The organism is Rubrobacter marinus (assembly GCF_011492965.1).
Taxonomy (GTDB): domain Bacteria; phylum Actinomycetota; class Rubrobacteria; order Rubrobacterales; family Rubrobacteraceae; genus Rubrobacter_F; species Rubrobacter_F marinus.
Genome location: NZ_CP045121.1, coordinates 4,146,343 through 4,156,492, shown reverse-complemented (window position 1 = coordinate 4,156,492; position 10,150 = coordinate 4,146,343). Strand labels below are relative to the sequence as shown.

The following is a 10,150-nucleotide window of genomic DNA, read 5'->3' as shown; positions in this document are numbered from 1 at the left end:
GGGGCGAGCCACCGGCTACTTCACCCAGGAATCGACGATAGCCTCGACGACGTCGCGTCCGAGGGGCGTGATCTGGCGCTTCCCCGACTCGGCCCCGGCGACGAGACCGTGCTCCTCCAGCACCGAGAGGTCCCGGTAGGCGGTGCTGACGCTCATCTCCAGCTTCTCGGCCACCGTCGAGGGCCCGACCTCGCCCGACTCGAGAACGGTGATGAGCGCCTTCTGCTGCCTCTCGGAGATGTTCATCTTCGGTACGGCGTCGGGGTAGCGCCTGGCCTGCGCCGTGGGGCGAGCCGGCGCCTCGTCCCTCGCCTCGGGCTTGGCCTCCTTGTTCACACGAATCGTCGCCACCGTACCGCCCCCGATGTTGTCCTCGATGGTCACGGTACCCCCTACCTTCTCCGCCACGGCCTTGGCAATACCCAGGCCCGCACCGACCCCCCGGATCTCCCTCGTAGCCTCCTCGGAGGCGCCGGAGAAACCGAACTCGAAGGCCCGCACCTTGTCCCCTATACCGGGACCTTTGTCGGAGATCCTTACCACGTTCCCTCCATCGAAGACGGAGATGACGACGCCCTTGAATCCCGCGTGGATCAGGTTCTCGACGAGCTCCTGGACCGCTTCCTCCGGCACCTGCCCCGTCGCTTCCCGAACCTTCTCCATCACCACCCGCGAGAACTTGGTGGCCGCGGAGCCAGGGCCGGCCGCCGAAACCTCGCTGACCTCGGGCTCCCCTCCGTCGGGGTACACCGCGATCTTCACGCCGATGCCAGCGTCCCCAAAGTCCCTGGCTGTCCTCGCGGCGTTCATCATCCCCATCGCGGGATTATTACGTACCCCCCACGAACGCGCTAGAGCCGAGGAGTGGAAAAACGTCTTTTGCAGGTAATTGCATTTTTTATCCACATTTTTTTCCACAGGGTGTGGATAAACTCCTCTGATGCACGCAGCGGAGCCTTTCTACGGTCCGTACAGCGCCCTATAGCCCACGCGTCGGAGCCCCCACACCTCCGTACGGGAACGCGTTTTGCAGAGCTTTTCCGATCTCGAGCCAGACGGCGGGCGCCACACGAGGTCGATCGGAACGCCTAGAGAATTATTGGATACGTCTACCTGCTTCGGATATACTGTTTGGGTTGCAATGCATTTATCGCGAGAATCTCGAGGAGTGTCATGAAGCGTACCTATCAGCCCAACCGTCGTAAGCGCGCGAAAACGCACGGGTTTCGAGTTCGTATGAGTACCGTCGGCGGCCGGAGGGTCATAGCGGCGAGGCGTCGTCGGGGACGCAAGCGGCTCGCTGTCTGATCTTTGCCCCGACGTCGAAGTACAAGCCTTACCTCCTCGCTGGAATTTGAGAGGGTTTATCGTGAGGGCTCGGTGTACAGGGGAAGATTGTTCTCGGTACATGCCCTGCCCAACGGGTTCGGCGAGCCGAGGCTGGGGCTCTCGGTCTCGAAGAAGGTCGGCTCTGCTGTGACCCGTAACGGTGTTCGGCGAAGGCTGAAGGAAATTTTTCGGTCTTCCAGGGACGGGTTGCCGGGCGATCTGGACCTGGTGGTCTCCGCCCGTCCGGCCGCTGCCGAGGCTTCTTTTCAAGAGCTGGATGACGAGTTTTCTCGCTCCTTGAGCAAGATCCAGAAGACCAGGGGTATCGGGGAAGGCGCTTAAGATGAGCCCGCGTAACGCCGCGGTAGCTGCGATCAAGCTGTACCAGAGAGCCATCTCCCCGATGCTTCCGAATTCCTGCAGGTTTTACCCGAGTTGCTCCGAGTACACCCTCCTGGCTATCAGGAAGTATGGTGTGGTCAGAGGCGTCCTGATGGGTTCATGGAGGATAATGCGCTGTAATCCTTTCTCGAAGGGTGGGTTCGATCCAGTGAGATGAAGAGGCTTCTATGATCAACTTTTTGGAACGAGTTTTTAGTCCCCTGACGAACTTGCTGGGCACCGGCCTGGAGTTTTTTCATGCTCAGGGTCTGCCCTGGTGGCTGAGCATCGCACTGCTCACGATAGTAGTCCGTACGTTGCTCTTCCCGCTCACGCTCAAGCAGGTCAAGAGCATGAGGGCTATGCAGGATTTGAAGCCCGAGATGGACCGGCTCCGGGCGAAGTACAAGGACAACCGTCAGAAGCAACAAGAAGAGTTGATGAACCTCTATCAGGAGCGGCAGGTCAACCCCTTGGGGGGCTGTCTCCCCCTCCTCGTTCAGATGCCCATATTTATCACGATGTTCTACGTAATCCGCGGTTTCGGCGAGGAGCACCCGGACTTCGTCGAGGGCGGCATTCTGTGGTTTCAAGACCTCACCCAGGCCGATCCCTTTTATATTCTGCCGGTCGTGTCGGCCGTGACCATGCTGGCCGCCTCAGAGATAACCGCCAAGAACCTCGAGCCTCAGCAGCGGTGGATGATGCGCATTCTTCCGGTGGTCTTCACGGTGTTTCTCCTTACCTTCCCCGCCGGCCTCTTTATGTACTGGATCACGTCGAACCTGGTCACGCTCGTACAGAACTACCTGATCTACAACCACGGTCCTGGCAAGAAGGTTCCGGCCGCGCCCGATAAGGAGAAGGCACCTGCTCAACCAGCTCCCCGTGCCGCTAAGAATCAGGATTCTTCTGCGCAGGAGGGCAACGGGCGCAAGGCGACCCAGGTAAAGCAACCGTCCACCGGTGGTAGGAAGAGGAAAAGGAGAAGATGAACGGCGACAAGCAGGAGTTCTACGCCGAGTCTGTACATGAAGCCGTTTCAAAGGCCTCCGCCAGCTTGGGCATCTCCCCGGAGCAGTTGCAATACGAAGTGCTGGACGAAGGCAGCTCTGGCTTCCTGGGTATTGGTGCCCGTGATGCACGTATCGTAGTAACCGCTCCCATCTCGTCTATAACGCCTTCCTCTGAATCCGAAGCAGTAGTAGTTCCTGCTACGTCCGAGAGGGCTCCTGATACCTCTGAAGTCGAAACGCCCGAAGTAGACGTGGTACCTGAGGATAGCGGCGTTCTCACGGACGCCCCCGAAGGGGAAGCTCCCGTGCCCGAGGATGCGCCTGAGGATTTGATCCTGGCGGTCGATGGCTTCGCCACGGAGCTCCTTGAGAAGATGGGCTTCGATGCTACTGTCGACGCTTATGATGCGGGAGAGGTAATAAGGGTCGATATAGCCACGGCGGAGACTGGCCTACTTATAGGCCAGAAGGGCGAGACCATCGATGCGATCCAATACCTGCTCAACGTCTTCGTGTACAAGAGCCGGCCTTTTCTGAAGAGGATCACGGTAGATACAGAGGGTTACAGGCAGAGGAGAGTGGAAGCGCTCCAGGGTATGGCCCATAGGACCGCCAGACGTGCTCAAAGGGAGAAGCGACCTTTGAACCTCCCACCGATGCCGGCGGCCGAACGCCGCGTTGTCCATCTCTACCTCAAAGAGAATCCGAACGTCTCGACCTCGAGCGAGGGGGGAGAGGACGACCGGCGAGTAGTTATCACCCCCAACTACTAGCAGAACGTTTCACGTGAAACGGATCGGGCGCCAAATGTTTACGCACAGAAACATTTGGCGCCCGATCCGTTCGTGTCTCTGGATGGAGTGTTTCACGTGAAACACGAGCACACTATCGACGCCGCCATGCGGCTGCTTGATGACCAGGCTTCTGAGTGGGGGATCGGTTTAGGGCCTGAGCAGCTCGGTCTCCTACGACAATACGCTGACTCGCTTGCCAACTACACGGCAGCAAACGTTATCGGCACCAGGGAACCGCAGAGGATCGTGCTCGATCACATCCTGGACTCATTGAGCTGTCTTACGCTCGGTGGCGAGCAATGGCAAGGGAACCTCTTAGATGTGGGATCCGGAGGCGGACTACCGGGAATTCCGCTTGCAGTTGCGCAGGCCGAACTATCTGTGACCCTTCTTGAATCAATCGAGAAGAAAGTCGTGTTTTTGCAGAAAGTGCGGGACGACTTGTCGTTGACGAATCTAACAATCCACAGCGGGCGCGCTGAGGAGGCAGGAAGGAAACGAACCTTTCGGGACGCCTATGACGTAGCTGTGAGCCGCGCGCTTGCAGCGCTTCCGGTGGTTGTCGAATATTGCGCGCCTTTCGTGCAGGAGGGCGGTTGGGTGCTTGCAATGAAGGGACGGCTCGAGCAGGATGAGCTGATCGCCGGAGAGAAAGCAGCCCGAAAACTTCAAGCGGAGTTGCATGAGGTAACTCAGGTACGGCTAATGCCCGAGTTGGAGCAGAAACACCGTCAGATCGTGGTCTTTCGTAAGACAGGCCCCACTCCGACAGGTTACCCACGTAGAATCGGACTCGCGAAGAAACGTCCGTTAGGCACTCAAACCAGGGGCGAGCCGTAGTGGCTCCATGCTAATATGCGCTCGTGACCAACGTCGTAGCTATCGTGAACCAGAAAGGCGGGGTGGGTAAGAGCACCACCGCTATCAATCTATCGGCCTATCTCGCCACCTTAGGAGAGCGGGTGCTCGTGGTCGATATGGATCCTCAGGGCAACGCTACGAGTGGCCTCGGGGTGAGCGTGAACGACGGCAGTTGTATGTACGACGTGCTCCTCGAAGGCAAACCGCTGGAACAGGTCGCGGTACCTTCCGAAGTCGAGGGGTTATCGATCGCTCCGGCGACCATCAACCTCGTAGGAGCCGAGGTCGAGTTGGTATCGGCGCTCGCCCGGGAGTTCAAGCTGAAGAGGGCGGTAGACAAGCTGCCCGAGGGGTTGTACGACCGAGTCGTCATAGATTGCCCTCCGTCGCTGGACCTTCTGACGCTGAATGCACTCACGGCTGCGCACGAGGTCTTGATCCCTATGCAGTGCGAGTACTACGCGCTCGAGGGGCTCACGCAGCTCATGCGCAGCATCCGTATGGTGCGTGGGGAGTTGAATCCGGGCCTCAAGGTAGGCGGAGTGCTGCTGACCATGTTCGATGCCCGTACGAACCTGGCTCATCAGGTGGTCGACGAGGTCAGATCCTTCTTCGGCGATCAGGTATTCAGGACGGTGATACCGCGTAACGTCAGGTTGAGCGAGGCTCCGAGCTTCGGCCTGCCCGTGGCATTGTACGCACCCAAGAGCAGTGGTGCCGAGGCCTACGCCGCGGTTGCGGAGGAGGTCGTCGGTCGTGGGTAGGCGAGGGCTGGGCCGTGGGTTGTCCGCCCTGATCTCGACCGGAGAGAGCGTAGGTGGGCTGAGGTTCGAAGAGGTGCCGGTCTCGGCGATACGTCCGAATACCCACCAACCCCGGCGGAGCTTCGGGGAGGCCGGTATACGGGAGCTGGCGGCCTCTATCCGGGAGGTCGGAATCCTCCAGCCGCTCGTGATTCGCGCCACGGAGAACGGGTTCGAGCTTATCGCGGGGGAGAGGCGCCTCAGGGCCGCGAAAGAGGCGGGGCTCGACCGCGTTCCCGTCCTTATACGCCAGGCTGCGGAGAGCGAGTCGATGGAGCTTGCTCTGGTCGAGAACCTGCAGCGCGAGGATTTGAACCCCTTGGAGACCGCTGCCGCTTATCAGGCCCTCATGGACAGCTTCGGCTTCACGAAGGAGCAACTGGCCGAGCGGTTGGGGAAGAGCCGCACGGCCGTCACCAATACCTTGAGGCTCACGCGACTTCCGGCCTCCATCAGAGCGCTTATCCTGGAAGGAGAGTTGACGGAAGGCCACGCTCGGGCTCTTCTGCCGTTGGAGGAAGAAGGCTGGATGTTGCGGGTAGCCGACCGGATCATCACGGAGAAGCTCTCCGTTCGGAGGACCGAGGAGATCGTACGCGAGGAGCTCGCCGACCCCGAGCCCCAGGACGTCCAGGAGCGCAGCCCCCAACGCAGACCCGAGGAAGAGTACGGGGACGCATCTCGTCGGCTTCAGGAGGCCCTCGGACTACCCGCGAAGGTCAAGGCGAGCCGCAAGGGCGGTAAGATCGAAATTCGTTTCCGTAGCGGTGAGGAGCTCGAGGGCCTCCTCACACTACTTATCTCACAGACCGTATCTGAGTAGGCGTTTTAATAAGCCGCTTAATAGTCATATACCGCTTGATTTAACCTCGGTTACAAAGGATGTAAGATCCTGGAGCGCGGTCTGGAGGCCGTGCACGGTGCGGTTTGCTTGTTGCAGGGGGGAATTGGATGTCTTTTAGGGGTGTGAGAGCGGTCCTGCTTTCGAGCGTCGTGGGTCTGACGGTTCTCTTTGCCGGGGTTGCGTGGGCGGAGGGTGACGAGGCGAAGGGAGACGGGGAGAAACCCGGAGCCTTGGAGTTGAGGTCGGAGTTGCGGCGCCAGGAGAACATGCTGGATCGCACAGTGGGTGGGCTCGCGAATGTCGGCGAAGATCTGGAGAAGTCCCAGGAACAGGTAGAGGGGGCGAAGGCTCGCCAGAAGGATCTCGGCAGGCGGGCTCGAAACCTGGAAGCCACGCTCGAGGAGCAGAAGGAGGCCTCGGCCTGCTCGCGTGCCCGTCTCGAAGACAGGGTACGGGCCGCTTACAAGGGTGGGGATCTGGAGGGGCTCTTGTTGTTGCTGGAGGGTCTCTTCGGAGGGGGCGATGCCCGAGGCAGCACCGCCGCCACCCTGCAAGCTACGCGCCTCCTAACCGAGAGCAGTAGAAGCATACAAGGCTATAAAGCCAACGAGCAGAACCTCGAAACCACCCTCCGGCAGCTGGAGCAGAGCAAGGCGGAGTACAGGGAGTTCGGCGAGGAGAGCCAGGCGCTCGTCGAGGAGTTAAAGGGGCGCGAATCGGAGCTGCGGGCCTCGGTGGAGGGGTTAGGTTTGGAGAGGGATCGGTTGGAGGAGCGCCTCGCCGAGCTCGAGGCCGAGGAGGAGGCCGGCCTGCTGAAGAGGCCGCCGGCGACCGGTGGGGGTGACAGGGTCGAGCCGCAGGAGGAGCGGGACGACAAGCCGGACGCGGACGAGGAAGAAGCGAGGGAACAGGCCAGGGAGCGGGAGCTCGAGATCGCACGGGAGGAGATCCAGGCGCAGCCCGTGGAGCCGATCCCTTACGAGGAGTACGTGCGGCTCTACAGGGAATCGGCCGAGCGGTACGGGTTCGGAGGGGACTGGTACGTGCTGGCCGCGGTCGGGAAGATCGAGTCGAACCACGGCGAGAACATGGGACCTTCCAGCGCCGGCGCGATGGGGCCGATGCAGTTCCTTCCGTCGACCTGGAGCTCCTACGGCGTGGACGGCAACGGGGACGGAGAGACCAACATCCTGGACCCGCAGGACGCCATCCCGGCCGCGGCGGCGTACCTGAAGGCCGGCGGCGCCCCCGACGACTGGTACGCGGCGCTCTTCACCTACAACCGGGCCGGCTGGTACGTCGAAGAGGTGCTGGCGATCGCCGAGAGCTACCGGCGCATCCACGGCGACGACAGCGTGGGTCCGTACCTGGAGCCCGTGACCGCGCCGGCCGAAGAGGCGCCCTCCCGTACCCGGCCCGCGCCTGAGCCGGCCGATCGCCCCGACGTCGACGACGTCGTCCAGGAGGAGCGCCCTCCCGACGAGAGGACGCCCCCGCCCGACGCAGAGATTCAGCCCGACGACGAAGCCCTCCCTACGGAGGAAACGACGGCACCCGTACCGGAGGACACGGTCTCCGGCGGTGGCACGACGATGGAGCAGTACCAGGACTAGGTCCCGTAACGAGGCGTTTTTGAGGACGACGCCACGCCACGATGCGGCGCCATCTTTCTTCCGTTTCGGGGTGGCGGTCCTACCGAGTAGGGTAGGCCTCCTTGGCTTGCCGGCTGCTACTCGGATCGCCGTCGCGACCGAGCCTCTCCGACCAAGTGGCCCGCGGATGTTTGGGCAGGTTGCCCGAAGAATCGGAGGGAGGGCTTACCTAGCATAGGATGCCGCTGATGATCGGAAGTTAGAAAGGTGGGAAGAGGTTGTATTCATCTTTGCTGCGCGTTGCTTCGGTAGCCGTCGTGCTGTTCGGCGTGGTCTTGGGTGCGGGCTGCGGGGGCGCGGCCGGAGATGCGCAGGGGGGAGAGCCGCCGGAGGGCGGGCAGATCACCGTCCTCGCGGCATCTTCGCTGACGGACGCCTTCGAGGAACTGGCGGGTACCTTTCGGGAGCAGAACCCCGGCACCGAGGTAAGGACGAGCTTCGCCGCGAGCTCGGAACTGCTCGCCCAGGTCCAGCAGGGCGCGCCGGCCGACGTCTTCGCCTCGGCGTCGGAGAAGAACATGGACACCGCGGTAGAAGAAGACCTCGTGGGCGAGGCGTCCGTCTTCGCCAGGAACCGCCCCGTGGTGATAGTGCCGGCCGACAACCCGGCCGGTATCGGGGGGTTCGAGGACCTCGCGGAGGCCGACGCGCAGCTCGTGCTGGCCGAGGAGGGGGTTCCGATCGCCGACTACGCGACGGAGGTGCTGGCGAACGCGGACGCGGAGTACGGGGACGGCTTCGAGGAGGCCGTCACGGCCAAGATCGTGTCGCGGGAGGCGAACGTTCGGGCGGCGGCGAACCGTGTCGCTCTCGGCGAGGCCGATGCCACCTTCGTGTACGCCAGCGACGTCACGGAGGACATACGGGACAGGGTGGAGGTCATAGAGATCCCGGAGGAAGTGAACGTCGTGGCGACCTACCCCATAGCCGCCGTGCGGGCCTCCGAGAGCCCCGAGCTGGCGCAGGCGTGGGTGGACCTCGTCCTCGGCGACGAGGGGCAAGACGTGCTCGAGGAGCACGGGTTCGAGCGGGCGGACGAGAGCTGAAGGGAAAAGAGAAAAGGGGGCGCCCGAGCCGCAGGTTCGGCGACTCGCTGGCTTCAGGCTTCGCGGTGGCGGCGCTCGCGCTGCTCGCGGGGTTTATAAGCCTGCCGCTCATAAGCCTCGTCGTCTGGACGGTGGACGAGGGCTCCTGGAGGGCGATGGCCTCGCCCGTCGCCCTGGAGGCGCTGTACCTCAGCATCAAGACCACGGCCGTGACGATGGGGATCGTGCTCGTCGTCGGTACCCCGGCGGCCTACCTGCTCGCCCGGGCCGAGTTCCCGGGAAAGCGGCTCGTGAACACGCTGATAGACATACCGGCGGTGCTCCCGCCCAGCGCCGCCGGTATCGCGCTCCTGCTCGCATTCGGGAAGATGGGGCTGCTGGGAGAGCAACTGAGCTTGTTCGGGATCCAGCTGACCTACACGACGGCGGCCGTGGTGATCGCCGAGCTCTTCGTGGCGTCGCACTTCTACGTCCGGCAGGCGGCGGTGCGCTTCGGCAGGGTGGACCGGGACGTGGAGGACGCCGCGATGGTGGACGGCGCGGATCGGGTCACGGTGTTCCGCAGGATCACGCTGCCGCTCGCGGCCCCCGCGCTCGTGGCCGGGGCCGTGACGGCCTGGGCGCGGGCCCTCGGGGAGTTCGGCGGCACGATCATCTTCGCCGGCAACTTCGTGGGTACGACGCAGACGATGCCGCTGGCGATCTTCGCCGCGCTGGAGAGGGATTTCGACGCGGCAGTGGCCCTGGCCGTGCTGGTCTTGGGCTTCTCGTTCGTCGTGATCCTCACCGCCAGGGTGCTGACCCGCAGGGCGGAGGAGTTGGAGGGATAGGGGGCAGGACGAGCGGCGTACGGCGCCCGTCCCGCCGAGCCGGTGGCGTTAAGCCACGTCCCCGTCGTTCGTCAGGAGCATCACGTCCGTCGCCTTGACGAGGGCGGTTACCTCCTTGCCCGGCTCGAGGCTGAGCTCGTCGGCGCTCTCGCGGGTGATGAGGGCGACCATGTTGTTGTCCCCCACCTGTATGCTCACCCGGGCGGCGGCCTCTCCTTTAACGACCTCGGTGACCCTGCCGGGGAGTCGGTTACGCGTGCTTATCTGCATCCGTGTTTCTCCTTTCTTCGCCTTCAGCGGCCAGCAGTCCGAGTTGCAGGATCAGGCCTACCTCCGGGTTTTTCAAGCCCTTGCCGGTGAGTCTCTCGATGCGCGAGAGGCGGTAGAGCAGGCTGTTGCGGTGAAGAAAGAGCTTGTCGGCGGCCTCGCTGGCGTTCGCGCCGCAGGCGAAGTAGACCCGCAGGGTTCGCACGAGGTCGCTCCCCCGCTCGCGGTCGTACCTGAAGAGCGGCTCGACGAGGGCTCGGAACGGCGCGAGGTCCTTCGAGCGCGAGAGACGCGTGAGCAGGAGGTCGGGATCCATCCTTCGTGTTC

At 62.8% G+C, this 10,150-nt stretch carries 14 protein-coding genes; 11 read left to right on the top strand and 3 right to left on the bottom strand.

The genetic code is table 11. The features are described 5' to 3' along the window. Positions 1–15 precede the first annotated feature (15 nt). Positions 16–762: an ATP-binding protein gene (locus GBA65_RS21295; protein WP_166398243.1), complete on the bottom strand. Its 747-nt coding sequence runs from the start codon at positions 760–762 to the stop codon at positions 16–18. Positions 763–1,173: 411 nt separating this feature from the next. On the opposite strand from GBA65_RS21295, the gene rpmH reads away from it, so the two are divergent. The 11 genes from rpmH (at position 1,174) to GBA65_RS21240 (ending at position 9,556) form a co-directional block, all read left to right on the top strand. Next, positions 1,174–1,308 (top strand): 50S ribosomal protein L34, encoded by a 135-nt coding sequence (rpmH, locus tag GBA65_RS21290; RefSeq protein WP_166398242.1) that lies wholly within the window; start codon positions 1,174–1,176, stop codon positions 1,306–1,308. 72 nt (positions 1,309–1,380) lie between these two features. Continuing rightward, a complete protein-coding gene (gene rnpA, locus GBA65_RS26940) occupies positions 1,381–1,671 on the top strand; it encodes a ribonuclease P protein component (RefSeq protein WP_407691031.1) in 291 nt (96 codons plus the stop codon). Position 1,672: 1 nt separating this feature from the next. Next, positions 1,673–1,888, top strand: coding sequence for a membrane protein insertion efficiency factor YidD (gene yidD, locus GBA65_RS21280; RefSeq protein WP_166398240.1), 216 nt, complete (start codon positions 1,673–1,675; stop codon positions 1,886–1,888). Between the two features lie 10 nt (positions 1,889–1,898). Beyond that, complete coding sequence (locus GBA65_RS21275; RefSeq protein WP_166398239.1) at positions 1,899–2,705, top strand: YidC/Oxa1 family membrane protein insertase; 807 nt, start codon at positions 1,899–1,901, stop codon at positions 2,703–2,705. Beyond that, positions 2,702–3,499: an RNA-binding cell elongation regulator Jag/EloR gene (gene jag, locus GBA65_RS21270; protein ID WP_166398238.1), complete on the top strand. Its 798-nt coding sequence runs from the start codon at positions 2,702–2,704 to the stop codon at positions 3,497–3,499. The genes GBA65_RS21275 and jag overlap by 4 nt, the downstream gene beginning before the upstream one ends. A 96-nt stretch (positions 3,500–3,595) precedes the next feature. Continuing rightward, positions 3,596–4,360: a 16S rRNA (guanine(527)-N(7))-methyltransferase RsmG gene (gene rsmG / locus GBA65_RS21265; RefSeq protein WP_166398237.1), complete on the top strand. Its 765-nt coding sequence runs from the start codon at positions 3,596–3,598 to the stop codon at positions 4,358–4,360. A 23-nt stretch (positions 4,361–4,383) separates the two neighbouring features. After that, positions 4,384–5,145, top strand: a complete 762-nt coding sequence (locus GBA65_RS21260; RefSeq protein WP_166398236.1) for a ParA family protein — start codon at positions 4,384–4,386, stop codon at positions 5,143–5,145. Further along, complete coding sequence (locus GBA65_RS21255) at positions 5,138–6,007, top strand: ParB/RepB/Spo0J family partition protein (RefSeq protein ID WP_166398235.1); 870 nt, start codon at positions 5,138–5,140, stop codon at positions 6,005–6,007. Before GBA65_RS21260 ends, GBA65_RS21255 begins: the two co-directional genes overlap by 8 nt. Positions 6,008–6,294: 287 nt before the next feature. Then, on the top strand, positions 6,295–7,641 hold the full coding sequence (locus GBA65_RS21250) for a lytic transglycosylase domain-containing protein (protein WP_207956011.1): 1,347 nt from the start codon (positions 6,295–6,297) through the stop codon (positions 7,639–7,641). Positions 7,642–7,910: 269 nt separating this feature from the next. Then, complete coding sequence (gene modA / locus GBA65_RS21245) at positions 7,911–8,726, top strand: molybdate ABC transporter substrate-binding protein (protein ID WP_166398234.1); 816 nt, start codon at positions 7,911–7,913, stop codon at positions 8,724–8,726. A gap of 65 nt (positions 8,727–8,791) precedes the next feature. After that, a complete protein-coding gene (locus tag GBA65_RS21240; protein ID WP_228281552.1) occupies positions 8,792–9,556 on the top strand; it encodes an ABC transporter permease in 765 nt (254 codons plus the stop codon). Between the two features lie 48 nt (positions 9,557–9,604). On the opposite strand, the gene GBA65_RS21235 is transcribed toward GBA65_RS21240, so the two are convergent. Continuing rightward, positions 9,605–9,826, bottom strand: coding sequence for a TOBE domain-containing protein (locus tag GBA65_RS21235; protein ID WP_166398233.1), 222 nt, complete (start codon positions 9,824–9,826; stop codon positions 9,605–9,607). Next, positions 9,807–10,139, bottom strand: a complete 333-nt coding sequence (locus GBA65_RS21230) for a PucR family transcriptional regulator (RefSeq protein ID WP_166398232.1) — start codon at positions 10,137–10,139, stop codon at positions 9,807–9,809. The genes GBA65_RS21235 and GBA65_RS21230 overlap by 20 nt, the downstream gene beginning before the upstream one ends. Positions 10,140–10,150 lie beyond the last annotated feature (11 nt).

Coding starts and splice junctions, on each gene's coding strand:
- GBA65_RS21250 (WP_207956011.1), top strand. CDS start 6,295: ATGCTGGATCGCACAGTGGGTGGGCTCGCGAATGTCGGCGAAGATCTG.
- GBA65_RS21275 (WP_166398239.1), top strand. CDS start 1,899: ATGATCAACTTTTTGGAACGAGTTTTTAGTCCCCTGACGAACTTGCTG.
- GBA65_RS21235 (WP_166398233.1), bottom strand. CDS start 9,826: ATGCAGATAAGCACGCGTAACCGACTCCCCGGCAGGGTCACCGAGGTC.
- yidD (WP_166398240.1), top strand. CDS start 1,673: ATGAGCCCGCGTAACGCCGCGGTAGCTGCGATCAAGCTGTACCAGAGA.
- GBA65_RS21230 (WP_166398232.1), bottom strand. CDS start 10,139: ATGGATCCCGACCTCCTGCTCACGCGTCTCTCGCGCTCGAAGGACCTC.
- rpmH (WP_166398242.1), top strand. CDS start 1,174: ATGAAGCGTACCTATCAGCCCAACCGTCGTAAGCGCGCGAAAACGCAC.
- jag (WP_166398238.1), top strand. CDS start 2,702: ATGAACGGCGACAAGCAGGAGTTCTACGCCGAGTCTGTACATGAAGCC.